At 61.5% G+C, this 22,850-nt stretch carries 22 protein-coding genes; 10 read left to right on the forward strand and 12 right to left on the reverse strand.

What is annotated here, in order from left to right:
• Positions 1-102 precede the first annotated feature (102 nt).
• From LK12_RS01335 to LK12_RS23645, 4 genes are all read right to left on the reverse strand, one after another.
• The gene (locus LK12_RS01335; protein WP_039278396.1) at positions 103-930 is read right to left on the reverse strand and encodes an SDR family NAD(P)-dependent oxidoreductase; all 828 of its coding nucleotides are present in this window, start codon (positions 928-930) and stop codon (positions 103-105) included.
• A 34-nt stretch (positions 931-964) separates the two neighbouring features.
• On the reverse strand, positions 965-1,459 hold the full coding sequence (locus tag LK12_RS01340) for a VOC family protein (protein ID WP_039278399.1): 495 nt from the start codon (positions 1,457-1,459) through the stop codon (positions 965-967).
• On the reverse strand, positions 1,456-2,829 hold the full coding sequence (locus LK12_RS01345) for an aromatic ring-hydroxylating oxygenase subunit alpha (RefSeq protein WP_039278401.1): 1,374 nt from the start codon (positions 2,827-2,829) through the stop codon (positions 1,456-1,458). Before LK12_RS01345 ends, LK12_RS01340 begins: the two co-directional genes overlap by 4 nt.
• Positions 2,830-2,956: 127 nt before the next feature.
• The gene (locus LK12_RS23645) at positions 2,957-3,667 is read right to left on the reverse strand and encodes a TetR/AcrR family transcriptional regulator (protein ID WP_052223071.1); all 711 of its coding nucleotides are present in this window, start codon (positions 3,665-3,667) and stop codon (positions 2,957-2,959) included.
• Between the two features lie 116 nt (positions 3,668-3,783).
• On the opposite strand from LK12_RS23645, the gene LK12_RS01355 reads away from it, so the two are divergent.
• From LK12_RS01355 to LK12_RS23650, 4 genes are all read left to right on the forward strand, one after another.
• Positions 3,784-4,659: an SMP-30/gluconolactonase/LRE family protein gene (locus tag LK12_RS01355; protein ID WP_082010287.1), complete on the forward strand. Its 876-nt coding sequence runs from the start codon at positions 3,784-3,786 to the stop codon at positions 4,657-4,659.
• Positions 4,660-5,313: 654 nt separating this feature from the next.
• A complete protein-coding gene (locus LK12_RS01360; RefSeq protein ID WP_231568174.1) occupies positions 5,314-7,158 on the forward strand; it encodes a DUF3604 domain-containing protein in 1,845 nt (614 codons plus the stop codon).
• Positions 7,155-8,027, forward strand: coding sequence for a peptidyl-prolyl cis-trans isomerase (locus LK12_RS01365; protein WP_039278405.1), 873 nt, complete (start codon positions 7,155-7,157; stop codon positions 8,025-8,027). Before LK12_RS01360 ends, LK12_RS01365 begins: the two co-directional genes overlap by 4 nt.
• A complete protein-coding gene (locus LK12_RS23650) occupies positions 8,024-9,052 on the forward strand; it encodes a HupE/UreJ family protein (protein WP_052223072.1) in 1,029 nt (342 codons plus the stop codon). The genes LK12_RS01365 and LK12_RS23650 overlap by 4 nt, the downstream gene beginning before the upstream one ends.
• An 18-nt stretch (positions 9,053-9,070) precedes the next feature.
• On the opposite strand, the gene LK12_RS23655 is transcribed toward LK12_RS23650, so the two are convergent.
• The 7 genes from LK12_RS23655 to LK12_RS01400 all read right to left on the reverse strand — a co-directional run bounded on the left by LK12_RS23655 (position 9,071) and on the right by LK12_RS01400 (position 15,841).
• Entirely contained in the window at positions 9,071-9,712 is a 642-nt protein-coding gene (locus LK12_RS23655) for a TetR/AcrR family transcriptional regulator (RefSeq protein WP_052223073.1), read from the reverse strand.
• A gap of 89 nt (positions 9,713-9,801) precedes the next feature.
• The gene (locus LK12_RS01380; RefSeq protein WP_039278408.1) at positions 9,802-10,137 is read right to left on the reverse strand and encodes a DMT family transporter; all 336 of its coding nucleotides are present in this window, start codon (positions 10,135-10,137) and stop codon (positions 9,802-9,804) included.
• Between the two features lie 7 nt (positions 10,138-10,144).
• Complete coding sequence (locus LK12_RS01385) at positions 10,145-10,906, reverse strand: SDR family NAD(P)-dependent oxidoreductase (RefSeq protein WP_039278410.1); 762 nt, start codon at positions 10,904-10,906, stop codon at positions 10,145-10,147.
• A gap of 125 nt (positions 10,907-11,031) precedes the next feature.
• Entirely contained in the window at positions 11,032-13,503 is a 2,472-nt protein-coding gene (locus tag LK12_RS01390) for a TonB-dependent receptor (RefSeq protein ID WP_039278412.1), read from the reverse strand.
• Positions 13,504-13,623: 120 nt separating this feature from the next.
• Positions 13,624-14,310 carry a TetR/AcrR family transcriptional regulator gene (locus LK12_RS01395; protein WP_039278414.1) on the reverse strand — a complete coding sequence of 229 codons (687 nt, stop codon included), beginning with the start codon at positions 14,308-14,310 and terminating at the stop codon, positions 13,624-13,626.
• Between the two features lie 556 nt (positions 14,311-14,866).
• Positions 14,867-15,016: a hypothetical protein gene (locus LK12_RS24490; protein WP_197063431.1), complete on the reverse strand. Its 150-nt coding sequence runs from the start codon at positions 15,014-15,016 to the stop codon at positions 14,867-14,869.
• A gap of 24 nt (positions 15,017-15,040) precedes the next feature.
• A complete protein-coding gene (locus tag LK12_RS01400; protein ID WP_039280046.1) occupies positions 15,041-15,841 on the reverse strand; it encodes an enoyl-CoA hydratase-related protein in 801 nt (266 codons plus the stop codon).
• A 202-nt stretch (positions 15,842-16,043) separates the two neighbouring features.
• Between LK12_RS01400 and LK12_RS01405 the strand changes: the two genes are divergently transcribed.
• The 3 genes from LK12_RS01405 (at position 16,044) to LK12_RS01415 (ending at position 18,326) form a co-directional block, all read left to right on the forward strand.
• Positions 16,044-17,453: a cytochrome P450 gene (locus LK12_RS01405; RefSeq protein WP_039278416.1), complete on the forward strand. Its 1,410-nt coding sequence runs from the start codon at positions 16,044-16,046 to the stop codon at positions 17,451-17,453.
• Between the two features lie 5 nt (positions 17,454-17,458).
• Positions 17,459-17,992 (forward strand): MarR family winged helix-turn-helix transcriptional regulator, encoded by a 534-nt coding sequence (locus LK12_RS23660; RefSeq protein WP_052223074.1) that lies wholly within the window; start codon positions 17,459-17,461, stop codon positions 17,990-17,992.
• Positions 17,993-18,134: 142 nt separating this feature from the next.
• A complete protein-coding gene (locus LK12_RS01415; RefSeq protein ID WP_039278420.1) occupies positions 18,135-18,326 on the forward strand; it encodes a YgaP family membrane protein in 192 nt (63 codons plus the stop codon).
• Positions 18,327-18,330: 4 nt separating this feature from the next.
• On the opposite strand, the gene LK12_RS23665 is transcribed toward LK12_RS01415, so the two are convergent.
• Positions 18,331-19,140, reverse strand: a complete 810-nt coding sequence (locus LK12_RS23665; protein WP_052223075.1) for a CmcJ/NvfI family oxidoreductase — start codon at positions 19,138-19,140, stop codon at positions 18,331-18,333.
• 106 nt (positions 19,141-19,246) lie between these two features.
• On the opposite strand from LK12_RS23665, the gene serS reads away from it, so the two are divergent.
• The 3 genes from serS to LK12_RS01435 all read left to right on the forward strand — a co-directional run bounded on the left by serS (position 19,247) and on the right by LK12_RS01435 (position 22,846).
• Positions 19,247-20,527, forward strand: coding sequence for a serine--tRNA ligase (gene serS, locus LK12_RS01425; protein WP_039278423.1), 1,281 nt, complete (start codon positions 19,247-19,249; stop codon positions 20,525-20,527).
• Positions 20,528-20,645: 118 nt separating this feature from the next.
• Positions 20,646-21,410, forward strand: coding sequence for a 5'/3'-nucleotidase SurE (gene surE / locus LK12_RS01430; RefSeq protein ID WP_039278425.1), 765 nt, complete (start codon positions 20,646-20,648; stop codon positions 21,408-21,410).
• The gene (locus LK12_RS01435; RefSeq protein ID WP_082010289.1) at positions 21,407-22,846 is read left to right on the forward strand and encodes a LysM peptidoglycan-binding domain-containing protein; all 1,440 of its coding nucleotides are present in this window, start codon (positions 21,407-21,409) and stop codon (positions 22,844-22,846) included. Before surE ends, LK12_RS01435 begins: the two co-directional genes overlap by 4 nt.
• Positions 22,847-22,850: the final 4 nt, after the last annotated feature.

Raw genomic sequence — 22,850 nt, forward strand, 5'->3', positions numbered from 1 at the left:
GTGGGCGTTCGTACAAGGTCGCTAATCGGCGGGCTATCAGCGACAGTCATGGGAGGCTTGAGTTATCTTTTGCAAATGGCCCAGCACCCATCATTAGTCGCTTCAGTATTTGACGTTGCGGGTAAAGCCCCCGTCCACAGTCAAGTTCACGCCCGTGATCCATGAGGCCCGGGCGGAGGCAAGGAAGAGCACGGCATCGGCGATCTCTTCGGGACGGCCGAAGCGCCCTGCAGGGTGCCTGGTGCGGTTGGCTTCGTAATATTCGGGCAGCTCTTTCTCCAGGAACCCCCAGCTGCCGTCGTCGATCAGAACCGGTCCGGGACATACGCAATTACAGCGGATTCCGTCCTTCATGTAGTCGACCGAAAGCTGGTGCGTATAGTTGATCAGCGCGGCCTTGAGGGCACCATAGCTCAGCCCGGATTCGCCGAACGCATGATTTTCGATGGCGGTGATCGTGGACATCTGCACGAAAGCACCGCCACCTGCCGCCTTCAGATGGGGCAGCGCGGTATCGAACATCGCGACCGCGGACATGACATCGACATTGTAGTTGATGTCCCAGCCCTTGCGACTGCGCGGCGTACCGCCCAATGCGCTGGCGTTCGACACGACGATGTCGATACCGCCCATGTCGGACGCTGCCTTTTCCACCCAGGCGGTCACCTGATCGAAATATCCGCAATCGACCACGCTACCGTAAACCTGGCCTCGCGCAGACAGGGCCTCCACAGCATCGTCGACCCCGTCACCATGAAGCTGGTTGGAATAGACGCTGTCGTCGCTGGGATTGGGCTCTTCGGCACGGGCGCGCCGTCCGCATAATGAAACGATCGCGCCTTCGTCGAGGAACCCCTCCACGATCTTACGCCCGATTCCGCGCGTCGCCGCGCTGACGATCACCTTCTTGCCTCTGAGTTCAAGATCCACTGTGCTCTCCCTCTTTTTCTGGTTTCGGCGGCTGTCAGAGCGGCGGAATGCTGTCGTTCGGATGTATCTCCATGATCTCGAAGAGATTGCCGAAGAAATCCCGGCCGTAGGTCGCGGCATGGCCGCGCTTGCCGCCATTTTCATCTGTGCTGATCACTGTCAGATCGGGCGGCGTATTGAAGGTGAGCCCGGCCTCGACCATCCTCTCGTAGACCGCCTGGATATCGTCGACCTGAAAGCCGATGTGCGTGTAGCCATTGAGGTTCACTGGCCGCGTCGGGTCCTGTGGCGGCGATTTCGGCGAGGTATATTCGAAAACCTCGATATGGATGTTCTTGAGCCGCGCCATGAAGGATTTGGCCGCCGATCCCTCCAGCCCGACGATCGCATCGATCCAGGCATTGCCGGGTTCCCACTGGCCTGTGAAGACTTCCTCGGCGCCGAGCAGATCGATGTAGAAACGCCGTGCGACCGCGATATCGGGGACCGAAACGGAAACGTGATGAACGCCTTCGAGGTGCTGCCTCATTTCGATACCTCCAGATACTTGTCGAGCGTATCGTGCAGATGCCGAATGCGGGCTTCCTGATAGATCGAGAGCGTCTCCGTACCCTTACCGCTGGTGTACATGCCCTCGCGCTGCCAACGCATTATATCGGTATCCTGATCGAGCACGCTGGCAAGGAACGGGTCCATGCTTTCAACGCTGGCGAAGGTATCGTCCTCGCCGATGACCTCCACCTCGGCGACTTCGTAGTTGCCGTCACGCGGCTTCGGATGAAGCACGTACTGGTCGAACGTCGAGCGGTCCCGGTCGTGCCCGTCCGGTCGGAATTGCTGCACCAGGCAGAGGCCCGGCGCCGGGTAGACAAGCAGGTTCGGAAAGACGTGATACTTCAAGGAGTCGATCATCTCGGGCACGGAATGGTCCGCGTAGTCGAGCCCATGCTTGTCGCGCATTTGCGCCCGCAGCTGTTCGGCCATCACCCAGCGCGCGGTCTTGCCGTCAGGTACTTTGGTGCGCTCACCGACCATGGCGCCGTCGCCCACCAACATGCTGTCGAGTAGTTCCTGTTCGGTCATCTTCCGCTCGGACGTCGGGCTCGGGGAAGCCATCGCGCACAGGTCCCGGCTTATGTGGTCCGAGAAGATATCGTGCTGCATGTTGTGATCGCCGACCACATTGGTCATTTCGGGATGGACGTAGGGCGTGTGGTAGGCCTCCATGAAGGCTTCCATCGACAGCTTCCAGTTGCCCGGCAGGTGCTTGCGGACATGTGTGGCGACGTACCAGCCGGTCAGGTCCCAGTTCGTGAAGTGCTCGGGCAGGACTTCGAGATATTCCAGCAGTGGTCGCGCTTCAGGGTCGAAGTTCACGAAGACCATGCCGTTCCAGCTGGCGACCTGTACTTCTGCCAGCCCAGCCCTGGCGCGATCGAGCTGCGGAAATTCGAAGTCGCAGGGAATCGCCTTCAGCGACCCGTCGAGGTTCCACTGCCAGTTGTGGAACGGGCAGGTTATCCCGGCCGACCACCCGCAGGACCCTGATGCCTTGAGCTTGGTGCCGCGATGGAGGCACGAATTGTAATAGGCCTTCAGACCGCTCTCGCTGCGCACGATGAGCACGGAAAGACGCCCGATATCGTAAACGAAGAAATCGCCGACCTCCGCAAGATACTCCTCGCGGCAGGCGAACTGCCACACGCGCTTCCACATGCGGTCCATCTCGCGGTCGAAGAAGTCCTGATCGGTGTAGCGCGCGAAGGAGATGTCACGCAGGTCCTGCTCGGGATTTGCCTGACGGGCCAGCACGTCGGGCAGCGGCCCGTCGCGCCGCGCGACGTCGGCCCAGGTATTTCCGGGATAGCGATCCCGCATGATCTGCTGGATTTCATTCATCGGACGTGTCCTCTCCCACTGATGAAATGAATATGAATTCATATTCTGTTTTGGGGAGCCTGCTCGCCTCGGCGGACAGGGTCAACACGACAAAAGGATAGGCACGCCTGACGCGCTGCCCGTGGCGCTAATCGTCGATCCCGAGATAGCGCAGGGCCATTTTCAGTGCCTCCGACGCAAAGGCGGTATCCGTGACCTTCAGGCCGTGACCGAGTTCTCCGCCCCTCGGCAGCACGGACCAAACCACGGCGCCGCGGATGATGGAATGGGCATAGTGCACCTGACGGCGCAATTCATCGGGATCGCGGTCCGGCAGCTTCTCGACGAGACGGTCCGCGATCAGGCCCGCTACGATGTCGTTGGCCATGCTCTGGTCGCGGTGCACGTGCACGTCTTCCAGCCGCTTGCGCTCGATCAGGCGCAGCAGGCCGGCATCGCCGCTGAATGCGCTGAATACAATGTCGAGGTGAAGTTCGACGAGTTGCCTGGGACTGGCTGCCATCGCCTCGGAAGAGGTGCAAAGCTTTTCGATCTCGAGCATCCGACAAGCACGGTACCCCGCCACGATTGCAGCCAGCAGCGCCTCCTTGTCGGCGAAGTGCTGGTAAACGGTACCGACAGGAACGCAGGCATCCTTTGCGATATCGGATACGCGCGTGGCATCGAAGCCGTCGCGGGAAAACAAAGCAACCGCGCTGGTAACGATACGCTTCAGCGAATCCCGGCTGCGCTGCTGCTGCGGCCGGGTAAAGGTCTCGCTGCCTTCCATCCAGCGCACCGGGTCCTGCTCGAAAGAAATCGAGCCGAGAGGCGCATGGGGGACCTGGTGCAGTTTCACACAACGCCCCTAGCCGCCTGATACCGAGATGACCACTACCTCCCCGCCGCACCTGACACATTGACGATGTGCAAGGACCCGACGCGTTCGAGATAAGGGATTCAGGGAGAGCACATATGCAAACAGTACCGGCAACCAATTTCGAGATCATCGCGCAAGGTTATGACTTTATCGAAGCACCGCGCATTTCGCCGGAAGGCGATGTCTGGTTCTCGGATCTGACCGGCAAGGGCGTCTACCGCAAGCGCGCCAGACGCGATGTCGAGACCATGCTGCCGGACAGGCAATGGGTCGGTGGCATGGTGTTCGACGAGTCCGGCGATGTGATCTGTGGCGGACGTGACGGCATCGTCGCCCTGGATCCGCACACAGGAGAAACCCGAAGCATTCTCACCGAAGTCGATGGCAAGCCGGTCATTGCCGTCAACGACATGGAAGCCGATGGTCGCGGCGGGTTCTTCGCAGGCACTATCGACTTCGTCTCGATCATGGAAAAGGGCGAGCCTCCTGCACCCGGTGCGTTCTTTCACATGTCTGCCGAAGGTGACGTCACCGTTCTGAGACGCGACGTCTTCGCGTCCAACGGTATCGCTTTTAGCCCGTGCGGCAAGTGGCTCTACCATTCGGAAACGTCGCGCGGAATCTGGCGCTATCCGCTGGCAGACAACGGCCTTCCGGGCGCGGGCGACCTGTTGGTGAGCGAGGAAGACGGGGACGGCCTCGCTGTCGATCGCGAAGGCAATCTCTGGTTGGCCTGCTGGAGCACCGGCAGGCTGATGCACTATTCGCCGGAAGGCGCCGCCTTGCAGGCGCTGTCATTTCCCTATCCGCACATCGTGAGCATCGCATTCGGTGCCAGTGATCCGACGAGCCTCTACATTGCCACCGGCGGCAACGAAGACGTCCGGAAAGCCGGCGCCGTCCTGCGCATGAAGGTCGAGGTCGCCGGTTTGGCGGGCGCGCGGTCCAGCCTGCGCGCGATGGTCAAGTGAGCCTGCCTCGGACATCTTCCCTTGCGACCTGTACGTCCAGATCAATACTGATCATCTCACTCTACCTTGCTGTGCAGGTCAACTGAATGACAGCCATTCGAGCCCGCTCTTGATCTGATGAATAAACGCCGCTTTCAGAAAGATGACTTCGTTAGTGCTGCGACAGCTCTATTTACCTCGCGATCGAGCAGTCGCGTTCGGAAAAACCTAGCTCGCCCTAATTGAAGTGCTAGCTGGTTTAAAACACGTGTTTTGCAGTATTTCGTCATGGTGAAGACCGGGGTTCCGACGGACATTCGGACCACTGAGCCCACGTGACAAAAAGCAAAGGCTCAAATCTGTCGGGGAGAGGCTGATGTGGGATCGCAAGGCGAAATGTGTTCGCATCTTGCCGCTGCCAATTCCTGACCTCGCTTCGCTTTCCAAGTTTAACACATCTGGTTCGTCACTCACGTTCGTTCACGCGCCTAGTACACAGCTTGGCGATGAGGCCGCATTCCGTGCCGAAACGCCATTTCGCAACGTCGGGCCCCCTTTCGTGCTGGGCAACACGGCCACTCTCAATCCGCGAGGAAGATCATGAAGATTAAAAGATACAATGCCCTAGCATTCGCGGGTGGAGCGGTTTGCGTGGCTGGCGTTCTTGCTATGGCCATGGCGCCTCGGATCAACGCCAGTGAACGGGACGCGCCATTGTCAGCCCCGCTCACGAAAACGGAAACTGCTGCCGGCAAGGCTTATTCTCCCACTATGCGCAATCCGGTGGAGAACAATCTCTATTGGGGAGACCTGCATCTCCACACCAACCAGTCTCCCGATGCCTTTCTCAACGGCACGCGGGCGGTCAGCCCTGAAGAGGCATTCCGCTTCGTGCGCGGTGGTGCAGTCAAGGCGGACAATGGGATGACGGTGCGCCTCAAGCGGCCCTACGACTTCGTGGCGATTACCGATCATTCCGAATACATGGGCGTGTTTCCCCGCCTTCTTGCGCACGACAAGGTGCTCGATGGCTGGGGGCTTGCAGGCAATTGGGGCGCGTTGCTCGAAGCGGGGAACCGCAAGGGGCTGGGTGTTGCATTCTCCAACGCCATTCAGTCTTCCGACCCTGCCCTTCGCACTCCGGCGCCGCTGGTTCGCACTGTTTGGGACGAAGTGGCCGACCGGGCCGACCGTTACAACGACCCGGGACGCTTTACCGCATTGATCGCCTATGAATGGACGTCGATGATCAACGGGGACAACCTCCATCGCAACGTCATCTTCCGCGGCAATGCTGCCGATGCCCGCAAGGTCCTCCCATTTACGGCGCAGGACAGCACGGACCCCGAGGACCTGTGGAACGCCTTGTCGCGCTATGACGCGAAAGGCGTGAAGGTCCTGGCGATTGCCCACAACGGCAACGTCTCCAACGGCCGCATGTTCGCACCCAACCGGATCAACGGCCAGCCGCTGAATGCCCGCTATGCCGAGATGCGCAGTCGCTGGGAGCCGGTCTATGAAGTGACCCAGGTCAAGGGGGACGGCGAGGCCCATCCCGCCCTGTCTCCGGAAGACGAATTTGCGGATTTCGAAACTTGGGACCAGGGCAATATTTCTTTGACCGCAGCGAAGCAGCCGTGGATGCTTCAATACGAATATGCCCGCTCCGCCTTGAAGAATGGGCTGGCGTTCGAACGAAAGCTGGGCACCAATCCCTTCAAGTTCGGCATGATCGGAAGCACGGATTCGCATACCGGGCTTTCCACTGCGGACGAGGCAAATTTTTTCGGAAAATTCCTGGAATCCGAGCCTTCGCCCGACCGCTGGAAACAGAAGATGGCCGGTTTGCTTGAGGAAAGCTGGGAATTGGGTGCCTCCGGTCTCGCTGCAGTCTGGGCTCCGGAAAACACGCGCGCGGCGATCTTCGATGCGCTGACGCGTCGCGAAGTCTACGGCACGACCGGCTCACGTATCGCCCTGCGTTTCTTCGGGGGTTGGGATTTCGCCAAGGTCGACATCGACCGCCCCGACTATGCACGCTATGGATACAAGCACGGCGTTCCGATGGGCGGAGACCTCGGCCGGGCCGACACTGCGAGCCCCCCATCCTTCCTGGTCCACGCCGTGCGCGATCCAGATGGCGCCAATCTCGACCGGGCGCAGGTGGTGAAGGGCTGGCTCGACAGCGACGGCAAGACCCATGAGAAGATCTACAACGTGGCATTGTCGGACGGCCGCAAGAACGATGCGAACGGCAAGGCTCCGTCCGTAGGCAGTACCGTCGACCTGAAAAATGCCAGCTTCACCAATTCGATCGGTGCGCCCGAGTTGGCCACTTGGTGGCAGGACCCCGACTTCGACGCCAGCCAACCGGCCTTCTACTATGTACGCGTGATCGAGATCCCGCGTCCGCGCTGGACCGCTTACGACGAGAAGTTCTTCGGCATCAAGATGCCCGATGAGGTGCGGCGGATCGTGCAGGACCGTGCCTACAGCTCGCCGATCTGGTATCATCCGTGAGGCTCGCTCGGATCGATCCGCTGTTCCAGTTCCTGGGCGCAGGTGCGGTGCTCTTTACCCTTTCCGCCCTGGTCCGCCCCTATGGGAGCGATGACCAGACAATTCACGTGTCCCGCGCGGTGCTGGAGCAGTACCTGGCATCAGGCGGCGGCGAGACGCTGGCCTCGGTAGCACGCACGCACGGAGGCACGCCGAGCCTCGCGGCACTGTCCGATGGGGAAAGGCGTGAACTGGTCAGGAAATATGTCCAGGAACAGGCGCTCTATCGCGAAGCCCGCGAATGGGGGATGGACGAAAACGACCTCGTGATCCGGCGCAGGTTGGGGCAATCGCTTCGCTTTGCGCTGCGCCCTGCGGCCGAAGCCGATCCCGGCGATGCAGTGCTGCGCAAGTTCTACGTGCGGCACAGGGAAAACTATCGCAGCCGGGCCGAGACCAGCTTCGATCATATCTTTTTCAGTGTAGCAAAGCGCGGCAAGATCGGCGCGCTTTCGGCGGCCCGACGAGCGGGCAGCAGTCCCGTCGCCGATTGGCGGGCGGAAGGGGATCGCTTTGCCTACCAACGCTCGTATGTGGATGCAGGACCCGGCATGATCCAGTCGCAGCTGGGCGATGGCTTCGAGGCAAAGCTTCGAAAGCTGCCGGTGGCGGCCGATCGTTGGCAGGGGCCGATCGCATCGGCGAGTGGTTTTCATCTCGTCCGCATCAACCGCCGTCTGCCGGCAAAGACCTCCTCCTTCGAGGAGGTGAGGCTTGCCGTTCTCGATGACTGGCGGCGCGCGATACAGGACAGCGAACTCGATCAGGCGGTGAACGCGATCGTGGACCAGTACGATGTGGATGAAGCCTCGGACGTGGGCGACCTATGACTGCTTCCGCTGCACCTCCGCTCCACAAGACGATGCGCGGATGGCTGGAACGCCTTGTCCTCCTGATGCTGGCGGGACTGGCATCGGGCGGTTGGTCCCCGGCGGAAGCCCACGAGAACCTGCCCCTGGTGGTGACGCTCAAGGAGACGGCATCCGGGCAGTACGCACTCACCTTGAGGCTGCCGGGCAATATCGATCCCGCGCAACGGCCGCGGTTCGAAGTCGCAAACCCCTGCCGGGTCCATATCCGCAGTGCCTCGACCACGCTCTTCGATTGCCCCAACGCGGCACGCCCCGATCGAATCGGGCTCGCATGGCCGGGCGGCGTGCCGTCATCGGCAATACTGTTCCGCACGCAATTTCGAGACGGCGAAGCCAACAGCAAGGTCTTTGCGCCCGGCGCAGCACAACTGGACCTGCCACGGTTGCAGACGCCGCTTCAGGTTATAGGAAGCTATCTGCGGATAGGGACTGAACACATCATTCTGGGACTAGACCACCTGCTGTTCCTGACCTGCCTGATCATGATCGCTACTACGCCCCGGCGCATCGCTACGACAGTGACGGGCTTTACGCTGGGCCATGCCGTCACGATCAGCTTGGCCTCGCTGGGAATCGTCACGTTAGACGGAGCGTTGGTGGAGGCGCTGATCGCGCTGAGCATCGTTTTCGTCGCGACCGAACTGGTGCGGCGGGACAGGAACACGCTGTTCCTTCGCTACCCTGCCGCTGTCGCAGCAGGCTTCGGCACACTGCACGGGCTCGGTTTCGCCGGCGCTCTCGCAAAGATCGGACTGGCGCCGAGTTCTGTCACGTGGTCGCTCGTCGGCTTCAACCTCGGCGTGGAGATCGGACAACTGGTATTCGTGGTGGCCGTGATGGCTCTCGTCTGGCTTGGAGGCAGGCTTCCGCCGCTGGCCGACAGGACGCGCCTGAACGCTCGCGCCAGGTTCGCAACCGTGACCGGCATCGGCGTGATCGCCTCGTTCTGGTTCTGGGAGCGCAGTATTCTGCTATTCGCCTGAGCGCACACCCGCAGCCGATCAGATTGTTGCGAGCAGTGCCGCGCTCGCCATCTCGAGCGCTTGTTCAAAACGCCCCCGGAAGGCATCCGGATCTCGCCTCGGTAGTCCCTCGCTGTCACAAAAAACGATGGTGTTCATGACGAGCAGATAGGCAATGACAACTCTGTAGTCGCTCACCTGATCGGGATCGATCTGGAGCTGTTCGAACAGTTTTGCCTGGATGAAATTCAGGTTCTCGCTCAGTTCGGGGCGGGTATCCGAAGCATGCATGACGCCGGCGGGACGGCCATACATGAGGTACTGGCTCATGAATCCGGCATAGCTGTGACGGCCTTCTTCATCGGTCAGGTCCAGGATCGGTTCGCACAGGAGCCGCATCAGAAATCGGGTGTCGAGCGGTCGCCCCTGCGCCTCGGCCTCGGCTAGCACCGCCCTGCGCGGAGCTTCCATCTGCGCCACACGCCATGCGAATATCGACTGGACCAGCTTGTCACGGTTGCCGAAGTGGTACTGCACGGCATTCGTGTTTCGGTGGCCCGCCCGCAGGCCGATTTCCCGAAAGGAAACGCTCTCTATCGCCCTGCGCGCGTAGAGGGACTCCGCCGACTGCAGGATCTTGATCTTGGTTTCATCTGAAAATGCTTCCGGCAAGCCTTCCATGACGCTTTGCCTACACGAACCTGTCCGCAAATCCAGATGGATGCATTCGTCCGTGGATAGGCTTTCTCTGCAATATCGCGGAATGTCGATCACGCCAGGCTGGCGAGCCCCACGACAACACAAGACAGGCTCAGGAGCGCAATGCGCGGCCAGGACGCCGGTTCACCGAGCACCACGAGCGCCATGGCAATCGAGCCCAGTGGAACCACCGCAGCCAGAAGTGGCATCATCAGGCTCAGCGGCGCGCCTTCCTTGAGCAAGGTGGCGAGCGAGAAAAGCGACACCGCATAGACCGATGCGCATAGAACCGACCATCCCGGACGCGTGAAACCGGCCGTGTAGCCCAGCAGCACGCTGCCGCCTATCTGGCCGCAAACGACGACGAGGAACAGCGCCATGGAGCGCAAGGTCGGGCCGGCCATCATGGCCCCATCATTGCGCAGTCAGGCCGCCATCGACGACGAATTCGCCGCCGGTGACGTATTTGGCCCGTTCCGAAAGCAGGAAGGCAATCATGTTCCCGATGTCCTCGGGGTCACCCATCCGCTTCATCGGGATAGAGGCGTTGATGGCATCGTACTGGTCAGGATTGTCCTCGATCGCGACCTTCTGCATGTCGGTCCAGATTACGCCGGGGCAGACCGCATTTACGCGAATGCCCTTGGCAGCGACTTCCATCGCGACCGCCTTGGTATAGAGGCGAACGCCGCCCTTGCTTGCCGCATAGGCGGAAGCGCCCGGGATTCCGACAAGGCCAGCAACCGAAGACAGGTTCACGATGGCGCCACTTCCCTGCCTTTCCATAATCGGCAGGACGGCCCGGCAGCCGAGATAAGCGCTCTTGAGGTTGACGTCGATCTGGCGGTCCCAGCTTGCCGGATCGAGGTCCGCAGTCCAGCTTAGAACGGCAATGCCGGCATTGTTGACGAGGCCGTCGATCCGTCCGGTCTTCTCGGTGACGTGTTCGACCAGCGCCTTCCAGGCTGCTTCGTCGGTCACATCCTGGGCAAGTCCAGTGGCGTCCAGCCCTTCGGTGCGCAGCTCGTCCGCCCGGGCAGCGGCACCTGCCGCGTCGATATCGGTCAAATAGACCTTGTGTCCTTCGCGGGCCAGCAAGAGGGCGGTTGCGAAGCCGAGGCCGGCCGCCGAGGCCGCGCCGGTGACGATCATAGTTTTTGTCGGGCTATCGGTCATCGGTTTCTTCTCGGGATTGGCAGCATGCTTTGCCGCAAGGCGACGGACATTGCGCGGCAGTGAAGCTCAAAAAAATGCCAGGGCGAACCGTTGGTAAGCCCTGGCAGGTGGATTGATCGGGAGGATCAAAAACGCTTTGTGAGTTCCACTTGAACGGTGCGCGGAATGTTGCCGAAACCGAGCTGGTCGGCGGGCACGCCGCTCGCTGTGCCTGTACCCGAACCGGTGAACGGTCCGTCGACGACGCCGGTCACATAGAACTGGTTGGTCAGGTTCTTGCCGATGAGCGCGATCTGCCAGTTGTCGTCCGCTGCGCCGAAGCGCACGCCCGCATCCAGAGTGACATAGGAACCCTGCTTCGACAGCGGGTTGCCAAAGCCCGAGACGAGATAGCTGTCCGAGTACCGCGCATCGACGTTGAAGCCAAAGCGGTAGTCGTTGCCCACGTAGCGGGTAAAGCCGACCCCGAAGTTACCCGTCCAGTCGGGAGAAACGGACAGCGAGGCGCCGGTCAGGTTCTGGCGAGCGGCGATCGGACTGATCTGGACGCACCCTTGGGCAATGGTCTGGCCCGCATAGCACGGAGCTTCGGGGAAGCTGGTGTAGTAGGCATCGGTGTAGTTGATCGACCCGTGTATATCCAGTCCTTCGACCGCATGCGGTGCATACTGGAATTCGACCTCGATACCACGCGAGCGCGAATCCGCCGTAAGCGTCTGAAACGCGAAGATCGGCGAGTTGAAGAAGTCCACCTGGAGGTTCTTGTAGTCGTATGTGAATGCCGTCAGGTTGAGGCGGAGCTGGTTGTCGAGAATGGTCGACTTGATGCCGATCTCGAAGCCCTCGGCAGTTTCGGGATCGAAGGTCAGATCGCCCTTCGGATCGCTCGAGAACTTCGAGTTGATGCCGCCGTTGGAAAACCCGCCCGACTTGTAGGCCGTTTTGTATGCGCCGTAGATCATGAGATCCGGCATCGGCTTCCAGGTCAGGGTTGCCTCGGGAGAGATGTCGTCGAAGTTCTGGTTGGCGGTCACGTAGCCCAGCGGGTCGGTGGCCGGACGGAAAACCGCTGACAGGCCCGGATTGACGTAGGGCTGGTAGAAATAGCTGTCCTTGCTTTCCGCCGTGTATCGCGCACCGCCGGCAAGTTCGAGCGTCGGGGTGATCTTATAGGTTAGCTGACCGAATACCGCGAAGGTCTCGCCCTTGGTCTGGCTGAACTTCTGGTTGCCCAGATAGACCAACTCGGGCGAAGGCGCTGCGCTGTTATAGAGGTTCGCCTGCGCGGCCTGCTGGTTAAAGTCGCGCGTCGTCTTCTGATAGAGGCCGCCAATCATGAAATTGAGCGGACCATCGAACGTGGACAGGAAGCGCAATTCTTCGGACCATGCCTTCCAGGTCGAATTCTCCGTCGCCCACACGCTCGTCGGGGTCGACTGGAAATCGCAGGCACAAGTCCAGCGATTGTTGACCCACTGGTAGTTGGTCACCGAGGTGATCTGGAGCTGATCGGTCTCGTAAACGGAATTCAGCGTACCCGATGCCGACTCGTACCGGTTGTAGAGCGAGCCATCCTCACGCGACCAGGGCAGATTGCCGGCAAGGTCGGTGGGAAGGTTGTTCTGGTAGGTCACGAAATCGCGCTGACAGGGCTGACCCGTCTGCTGCGAGAGGCCGTCGGCCCGTCCGCAGGCATAGGCGACGTAGTTCCAGGAAGAGTTATTGACCGTATTCCAGTCGTAGTTGCCCTTGAGCGTGAAGGTTAGGTTGTCGGTCGGCTGGAACTTGATGGTCGCGCGACCGAGAAACTCCTCCTCGCCCGGCTCGTGGCGAGGAGCCGGCGATGCCGTCGAGGTCATGGGATTGCCGTCGCCACCTGCCAGAATGTCGGCGATGTCACGCGTGGTGTACTCGAACGGCTCTGCCAGGTTCGTGTAGTAGCCGCCCTCCATCTTGGAATAACGCGCGGCCAGCCGGACGCCCAGGGTATCGCTTACCGGCATCGAACCGATGAGCTCGAGCTTGTATTGCTTGGCCTTGAACTCGTACCCGGCGCGCGCGATGAATTCCCGTTCCGGACCGGGGTCCGCGGTGGTGATCGAGATCACACCGGCCGTCGCGTTCTTGCCGAAGAACAGCGCCTGCGGCCCCTTCAGGACCTCGACCCGCCCCAGGTCGAAGAACCCTTCGTTGATGACGCGGCCCTGCCCATAGTAGGCGCCATCCACCACAACTGCGACCGACTGCTCGATACCGATCGAGGTCGAGGACGAGCCGATGCCGCGCAGGGTCAGCTGGGCGCCGGATCCGTTCGATGCACGGCCGACATTGAAGCCTGGAGCAATGGCTGCGATCTTCTCCACGCTGGTGACGTCACGATTTTGGATCATCTCGGCAGAGAGCGCGGTCACCGCCACCGGGACATCCTGAACGCTTTCCTGACGTTTTCGGGCCGTGACAACGATTTCTTCGAGGCCGCCCGTCTTCACGCCGGTGTCGGCGCTGTCCTGCGCGAATGCCGGCACCGCAGTGCAGACGGAGGTAAACACGGTGGCCAAAAGTGCGGCGCGCGCGGCGCGTCCGGTCGATGCAGACATACAAGCTCCTTTCCCCTGAAACCGGGCGGGCCTGTTTTCGAATGGAGTGCCCCCCGGTGTCCGACTTTGGACGAGGAGCAAACTGGCACTAAGTAAGACTGCAGTTGACTGCAATTTTGGCTAGGTTTGAAACTTGTGCTCACGGCCGGTCAGCATGGAGAGGCAACGACGCGCCTCTTGCTGGGCCCATTCGGCAAGCGCGCCGCGCACGTGTGGCAGGAGAACTTGGCAGACCGCCAAGCGCATGTGCACTTCCAGGTTATCGTCGGCGATGGTGTGACTGGCCCATAGGTTCACCGCTGAAACCATCCGCATTGTGAACAGGGAGGTGAGTACCTCGACATCCTCCTCGTCCAGCGCGTCCTGATCGACGAGAGCGGCCAGCGCCCGGCCGACGTAACGTCGATAGATTTCGTTCAGGCCCACGAGGTCGGCATGGTTGATGAGAACCGGAGCTAGTGCCCTGGCTACCTCCGGCTCTTCGATCGTAATGCGGGCCAGGGTTTCCGATAGCGACAGGAAGAACCCGATTCCCTCGTCCGAGGCGAGGTTCCAGGCTTCCTCGATGATGCCCTTGGCGCGTTCGTGCGTGCTCGTAGCGATGAGAGCATCTTTGGATGAGTAGATATTGAACAGTGTGCGCTCTGCGACCCCAGCTGCCTCGGCGATCATCTTCATCGACAGGGCATCATAGCCATGTTGCGCCAACAGGGCGTAAGTAGCGCTGGTGATGCGTTGCCGCCGTTCTCGCTGCCTCGCTGAAAGGCGACGCGGACGACTGTCGGTATCCGGTTTCGGTACACTCATCAGGCGTGATTAGAAAGGCAAAGGGTATTTGTGCAATCGTACATTTGATAGGGATGTCCTTCTCTTTCGGCCCTGAGCTTTGTTGCGGTTGGAGCGCCACGGGAGAGGGCGAGCGCCTTGCAGCCGAATCTTTTCATCCGTAATAAACCGGTGAGTGAAAAATGTTTTCGTCATGGGGTGCTCGCCTCGTCGATACTGTCCGGGTGTCCTTGGCACTCCACCTGTCAGTCAATCCCGACCTTTCGCCGCATAAAGCTCTACGTCCGAGATTGGGGCGCTTTGCAGACTGTCCGCCTCGCGATGCCTCATCCGCCGCTTCTGTTTGGAGCCGACGTTCACGGTAACTGATCTGAGCGCCCCGCTCTTGTCGAACAAGGACATTCAACGGACAATTTTGGATCCAGGCGGCGGACCTTGCCATAACCGCTCTCAGTTCCACCGTCATGTCGACTTTGTGGGACGAACCGAAAATTTGCCTTCCGGTCACCGATTGGCCGAAGCCGCCGTACGCTCACGTCGGCTGTAGCCATTGAAGACATTGTTCACGTGTCAGTATTTATAGGATTGGCCACCATCGATCGGACATGCCGAAGAACACGCCGTCGAGGTTAATCGAGACAACGCGGTGGAACTCTTCCTCTCCGAAATCCTCGGTAAGGCTTCGGTCTGCCTTCGATGCCAGCGATGTTGAAGAACCCGTTTCCATGTCGCACCTCTCCTTTGCCTGGATCTAGCGCCCCTCGAAGACTGCCTTCCTCTTTTCCAACATGGCCCGCCCGCCTTCGGCCGCATCGTGCGTGGCGAAAGTGCAGGGCTGCAACCGTTCTTCCTGATCGAGTTGCTCCTCGTAGGAACGGGACCAGCTCTCCCAGAACAACTGTCGCGTGATGCCTAGGGCTACCGTAGGCCCTTCGGCCAGTTCACGGGCGACGCGCATGGCCTCATCCATGAAGACGTCGTCATCGAACACTCGATTGACGAGACCCCAATCCAAGGCGTCCGCCGCCGAAAGCCGGTTTCCCATCACCATCAGTTCCTTGGCCCGCGCCCAGCCCACGATCCGCGGCAGCATCCAGCTGAGGCCGCCATCCGGGGAGACGCCGATGCGCCGGAACGCGGACAGGAAAAACGATGAACGGGCGGCGACCACCATGTCTCCGGCGAGCGCATAGGAGAAGCCGAGGCCGGCCGCCGGACCATTCACGGCGGTGACGATAGGAATGGGCAGGCTCCTGAGTGCTTTCAGGACATAGTGATGGTGCGTTCCCAGGGTAACACCGTGGTCCGTTCGCGAGCCTGCGTCGCCTTCCTGCCGCGCGCTGTCCATCCATGCGACGCTGCCACCGGAACAGAAGCCTTTGCCCGCCCCGGTGATGAGCAGGCAGCGAAACCCGTTCTGCGGATCGGCGACAGATTTTACGGCATCACGAACCTCGTTCGCCATTTGCGCATCCATCGCATTGAGCGTGCCCGGATCGTTGAAGGTCAACCGCACTACCGAGCCTTCGGTGTCGATAAGCACTTTATCCATCTGCGGCTTGCCAACCTTCATCACACCCTCTTTCAAGACTCCCACACGCCAGGCTGCGCTGACTTTCCCGAAGCCTGCACGTCTTGCAGCACTCGACTGGCCGGCATCCTACCACCTTGACCTAGAACGAACAATATGGAACACGATGTTCCAACATTGCCTTATTCCATCCATAAGCGGGATGGGCAGGAGAGAACGCCTCATGGCCACGCTGGCAGCGCCAAGCCCACTCACGCCGACACCCGGTCACATTCCCGATGGCGCGGTCTTCGATTTCGACATGTTCGGCGATCCGGGCCTGAAAGAAGACCCGCACGCCCGCATCTTGGAACTTACGCGAGAAGCGCCCGCAGTGTTCTGGACTCCGCGCAACGGCGGGCACTGGGTATTCCTCGGCAAGGAAGCGGTGTTTGACGGCGCGCGCGATGCAGCTTCGTTTTCCAGCGAGCCCATGCCCCACGAGCAGATGCTGGCGATGCTCTCGATGATGCCAAAGGGATCGCCGCATGTCCCGGTTCCCTATCCGATCCTGCTCGATCCGCCGCTGCACGAAAAGTACCGCCAACCGCTGCAGCATGTTTTCTCGCCGAAGACCGTCTCCGGCCTCAGGGGCAAGATCCGCGATCTCGCCGTCGACCTGATCGATCCTATCGTCGGTCAGGGGCATTGCGAGTTCATGTCTGCCGTGGCGGAACCGCTGCCGGTCCAGATCTTCCTGAAGATGCTGGGCCTCCCACTGGAAATGATGCCGGAATACCGGGAACTGGTGAAGGAGAACTTCGCCGCGCAGGCATCCGACAACAACCCGGCCGCGACACAGCACATGATGAAGGCCGCCGGGATCATGAGCCGGATCGAGAAGGTTCTCGGCAAGGTGGGGCTGTCGCTGCAAATGATGCCGCCGTACCGGGCGATGCTGAACCGTCGGCTTTCCGCGCAAGGGCCGGATGGCAACATGGCCGCGATGCAGCGCCTGATGAAAGTCGCGGCGATCATGCGGGACGAGATCCTCGACCGGCGCGACAATCCGCGCGACGACATCCTCTCCATGCTCTGGAATGTCGAGATCGACGGCAAGCCGATGACGCTGGACGACATGGAGAACTACGGCGTTCTTCTGTTCATCGCCGGTCTGGACACGGTGATGAACGCAATGGGCTATGCCGTCAGGCACCTCGCCGAAAACTCCGAACTGCAGGACAGTCTTCGCGCGGATCCATCTCTGGTCCCCAAGGCGGCCGAGGAAATGCTGCGGCTGTACAGCTTCGTGGTACCGGTGCGCCGTGTTTCGCGCGATCTCGAGTTCAAGGGCTTGCAGATGAAAGCGAACGAGCGGGTGATGCTGTACCTGCCCGGTGCAAGTCTCGACCCGGCAGCCTATACCGATCCCGGAACCTACGATCTCGATCGCGACAACAAGTCGCACATCGCGTTCAACGCCGGTCCACACCGGTGCCTGGGTGCGCATCTCGCCCGGCTCGAACTGCAGACCCTTTACGAGGAACTGCTGAAACGCATGCCGCGCTTTCGGCTCGATCCGGACAAGCAGACTAAATACCTGTGCAGCCACATCCTCGGTATCGACAAGCTCTACCTCGTCTGGGATGTCTGATCGCCATGGGCGGACAAGTCACCTCGAATCCCTTCCTGGCGGTCATCGACGAGATCCTACGATTGCAAAGCTGCTTCGAGGATCTTTTCGCAGAACTCTCCGATGCGTCAAACATGTCGACATTGCAGAAACTGGTTCTTTTCGCCGTGTTCGAGGCGCCGGTCCCGCCGACGGTTCCTCAGATAGGCCGTGACCTGGGCCATCCGCGCCAGGTCATTCAGAGAATAGCGAATGAGCTGGTTGACCAGGACCTTCTCGAAAGGGCGCCGAACCCGCACCACAAGCGCGCGCTTCTGCTGCTGCCTACCGAAAAGGCGCAAGACATGAAACGTCAGGCCGAAACGCGGGCCTTCGAAACAGCCGACGCCTTTCTGAGCAATTTCAGCGTAGAGCGATGTGACGATCTGGCCGGAGAGCTGGGCGCACTTAGACACGCGTTGGAATGGTACATCGATCGCAAGGGGCTAGCCGTGAAAATCAGGGGCGAACCGGCCACGAAGACGGCTGCAACGCTAGCCTTGCTGGAGAGGTTTGCCTGAAACAAGGTTTCCGCACACCAGCCCTTCAACAGGGATGCCCTTTGCCCCACACCTCCCGTTTGCTGCAGCCGGTTGACCGCAATCAATGTGGGCACGACTCGATCGGTGCATTTCCTGTCCATTGAGGACTGGGAGACCGGGAATGTTCAAAGTCAATGTGGGCACCGTCGATCGCGCGATGCGGATTATCCTTGGCATAGTGCTGCTGGCACTGGTCTTCGTGGGGCCGAAAACCCCGTGGGGCCTGATCGGCATTATTCCGCTCGTCACCGGCCTGTTTCGGACCTGTCCGCTCTACAGCCTGTTCGGAATCCGGACCTGCAAGGCTTCGTAGGCGCTCAGGATTCGAAGAAGGCGATGTAGCGCAGTTCCGCGCTGGCCCGCGGCACGGCGTGGGCTGGCGCGTGCGGGTTGCGGAAGGCGCCGTGCAGGCATCCGAACGGCACCGACGGATCGCTGTCCCACGCCTTGAACACGAGCGCATCGTCGGGTGTCAGGCCGGAGAACCAGTTCCAGCGCTGACCTGGATTGAAGACCGTCGTCACGTAAGGGACGCCTTCGGGCATCATCGGCTCGACGGTCTTGCCTTCCACCCAGTCTGCCGGATCGATCGTGCGCTGGTCGCAGATCGCCAGCGGCATGTCGTGCGGCGGCGGCGTGAGTGCGCGCCAGACGTTGTAGATGCGCACGTGCGGATAGCGGGCTCGGGTATCTTCCGGCGCGGAGCGTTCGATGAACGGCAGGGCCGAAGTGCGGCTGTGGTCGAGATGGACGAATTCGGCCGCGGTGGGCTGCGCAGGATCGCCGGTATCGCGGATCAGCGCCATGTGCCCGTGAAAGGGCGCGATATGGGCAGCGCCCGTGCGTTCGTGAATGTATTCCATCGTCCGCGGACTGCCGATGGTCTCGACCCATTCGGGATTGCGCCAGTCGGCTCCAGAAAAAGCCAGTCGGTGCCACTCGAAGCCCTCGCGTTCGAGTGAGGGCGGCTCGGCCACGGACGAGCAGTCCCGCAAGGGGATACTCTGCGCCTTGAGCGGCTGCGTAATCAACGACTTGTCGAGATTGCTCCAGATGCCACCCTCGTCGCGGCTGGCTGCGAAGTTGATTTGCGCCTGCGTATCGCCGAGCGTTTCCGCTGCCGTCATGATCGCTCTCCCATCGATCGCTGGCCGCAAGTCTCACTCAAAACCCTGAAAAGCACAAGCGAGCCGACTTGCGACGGCCCTCTCAAGACGGCATAGGCGCGGGACCATGCATGACATCCGCCAGATCCGCGAAAACCCGGAAAGCTTCGATGCGGGCCTCGCCCGCCGCGGGGTAGAACCCGCCGCCCAGACCATCCTCGCCATCGACGAGCAGCGCCGCTCGGTCGCCACGCGCATGCAGGAAGGCCAGAGCCGCCGCAACGAGGCCTCCAAGGCCATCGGCAAGGCCATGGGACAGGGCGACACCGAAACCGCCGAAGCGCTGAAGGCCGAAGTCGCCCAGCTCAAGGAAACGCTCCCGGCGCTCGAAGCCGAGGAAAAGGAGCTGACGGCGAAGCTGCAGGACGAACTGGCGCGCCTGCCCAATATCCCGGTCGATGAAGTGCCGGACGGCGAGGACGAGAGCGAGAACGTCGAAGTCAGCAAGTGGGGCACGCCCGGCACTTTCGCGTTCACGCCCAAGGAACACGCCGATCTCGGCCCTGCCCTCGGCCTCGATTTCGAGACCGGCGCGCTGATCTCGGGCGCGCGCTTCACGTTCCTCAAGGGCCAGATGGCGCGCCTGCACCGCGCGCTGGCGCAGTTCATGCTCGATACGCAGACGGCGACCAACGGCTACATGGAATGCAATGTGCCGCTGCTGGTGAAGGACGATGCGGTGTTCGGCACCGGCCAGCTTCCCAAGTTTTCCGAGGACCTGTTCCAGACCACCGACGGGCGCTGGATGATCCCCACCGCCGAAGTCAGCCTGACCAATGCCGTGCGCGAGCAGATCCTCGATCCCGAAGCGCTGCCGCTGCGCATGACCGCCCTCACCCCCTGCTTCCGCTCCGAAGCGGGCGCGGCGGGGCGCGATACGCGCGGGTTCATCCGCCAGCACCAGTTCGAGAAGGTCGAACTCGTCACCGTCTGCAAGCCGGAGGAAAGCGAGGCCGAGCACGAGCGCATGGTGGTCGCCGCCGAAGGCATTCTGCAGGCGCTGGAACTGCCCTATCGCAAGGTGCTGCTCTGCGCCGGCGACATGGGCGCCACGGCGCGCAAGACCTTCGACCTCGAAGTCTGGCTGCCGGGCCAGAGCGCCTATCGCGAGATAAGCTCGATCTCGAACTGCGGCGACTATCAGGCCCGCCGCATGAACGCGCGCTTCAAGCCGGAAGGCTCTAAGAAGACCGAGTTCGTCCACACGCTCAATGGCTCCGGCCTTGCCGTGGGCCGCACGCTCGTGGCGGTGCTGGAGAACTACCAGCAGGAGGACGGCTCGGTCCTCGTACCCGAAGTGCTCAAGCCGTGGATGGGCGGGATCGAGAAGCTGGTGCCGCTCAGCTAACAAGCCCAGAACCGTTCGTGTCGAGCGAAGTCGAGACACGCAAGACCGGCGCTATCGTGTCTCGACTTCGCTCGACACGAACGGCCCGGACAGATTTTTGAACGAGAGGCCACAACCAATGCGCATCCTCCTCACCAACGACGACGGCATCAACGCACCGGGCCTCTACGTTCTGGAAAAGATCGCCGCGCAGCTTTCGGACGATATCTGGATCTGCGCGCCGAGCGAGGAACAGTCGGGCGCAGGCCACTCGCTCACGCTCACCCGGCCGGTGCGGATGCGCCAGCATGCCGAGCGGCGCTTCTCGGTCAGCGGTACGCCGACCGACTCCGTGACGATGGCCCTGAAGAAGATCCTGCCCGGGCCGCCGGACCTGATCCTCTCGGGCGTCAATCGCGGGGCGAACCTGGGCGACGACGTCACGTATTCGGGGACCGTCTCTGCGGCATTCGAGGGCGCGCTGGCGGGCATTCGCGCGGTGGCCCTCAGCCAGGTCTATTCGAAGGAAGGCGTCGGCAACGACGTGGATTTCTCCGCAGCCGAACAATGGGGTGCAAAGGTGCTCAGACCGCTGCTCGATGCGCCCTTCGCGCCGCGTACGCTTATCAATGTCAATTTTCCGCCTGTGGCCGGAGATCAAGTCGCGGGCATTCGCGTGGTCCGCCAGGGGTTCCACGATTATGCACGCGGATCGGTTGTGGAAGGAACAGATCCGCGCGGTTTCCCCTATTACTGGTTCGGGTTACATGGCATAGAACACACTTTAGGAAGCGATACAGATCTTGAAGCGATTGCCGGGGCCTTTGTTTCTGTGACACCGCTGCAGATTGACTTGACTCACCAGGACTCGCTTGACCCGTTGACGGAGATTTATCGGACATGAGAGGCGCGCGTCTTCTCGCCGGAGTGGCTCTTGCTCTGGTGCCTGTAACCATGGCGACATCGGCACTGGCACTCTCTCCGGCAGAAGAAGCTGTCCACGTGGTGGAATCCGGCGAAACCCTCAACGGCATCGCTAACCGCGCCGGCGTTTCGGCCGAGGCGATCGCCAAGGCCAATGGACTGGAGCCGCCCTATGTCGTTCGGATCGGTGAAAAGCTCGCCATCCCGCGAGACAATGTCGGCTCGGAAAGCCGCGCCCGGGCATCGGCGACAGCCGGGGTCCACGTCGTCGCACCCGGAGAAACCCTGAACGGTATTGCCAATCGGGCGGGAGTGTCGTCTGCCGCGCTTGCCGAAGCAAATGGTCTCAAGCCGCCCTTCCCGCTCCGCGTCGGACAGAAGCTGACACTTCCCGGGCAGGCGGCACCCGTCACCACCCCTACGGCAAGCAGACAGGACAGGGCAGGCTTTCACATCGTCGAGCCGGGCGAGACGCTGAGCGGCATCGCCAACCGTACAGGCGTGGCTTCCGCCACGCTGGCCGAAGCCAACGGCATCGAGCCGCCATACATCATCAGGGCTGGGCAGAAGCTCGCCATTCCGGGCGAGAATGCGCCGCGGACGGCCTCGCGCGTCATTGAGACACGGCAGCCCGCAGCGACGGCCGCTAGCGGCTCCCCGGAAACCGAAAGCGTCCATGTCGTCGAAGCGGGCGAGACGCTCGGCGGTATTGCCGCGCGCGCCAAGGTGCCCCGCGTCCTGATTGCAGAGGCAAACGGACTGCAACCGCCCTTCATTGTCAGGGTCGGCCAGAAGCTGCAGATCCCGCGCACCCGGCGTTACACGGTCGCCAGCGGCGACACCGGCTTCTCGATTGCGATGAAATACGGGATGCCGTGGGAACAGATCGCGCTTGCCAACGGCATGGAGGCAGACGCGCCGGTGAAGGCGGGGCAGGACCTGCTGATTCCCACGTTGCTCAACCCACCCCAGACGGGCGCCTCCAAGTTCAATCCCTCGCCGGTTCCGAAAGCTGCCCAGGCCCCCGCCCCTGCGAAGATGCCACGTTTCGGCTGGCCGGTCAGCGGACCGATCCGGCGCGGCTATGCCACGGGCAGCGACTATCACGACGGGCTGGACATCCAGGCGGCGAAGGGCACCATGGTCCGTGCCGCCGCCACCGGCACGGTTAAGTTCGCCGGCAAGGAAAAGGAACAGTTCGGCAACCTCGTCGTGATCGATCATGGCGACGGCTGGTACACCGCCTATGGCTTCCTCAGCCGGATCACCGTGAAGGAAGGCGCCAAGGTTGCCGCCGGCGAGCGGATCGGCCTGGTCGGCGACACCGGGCTTGCCAAGGGTAACGAACTGCATTTCGAAGTGCGCCAGGACGGCAAGCCCGTCGATCCGCTGGACGAGTTGCCCAAGGCCCCCTAGGTCT

It is taken from the genome of Novosphingobium malaysiense (assembly GCF_000802225.1).
Taxonomy (GTDB): domain Bacteria; phylum Pseudomonadota; class Alphaproteobacteria; order Sphingomonadales; family Sphingomonadaceae; genus Novosphingobium; species Novosphingobium malaysiense.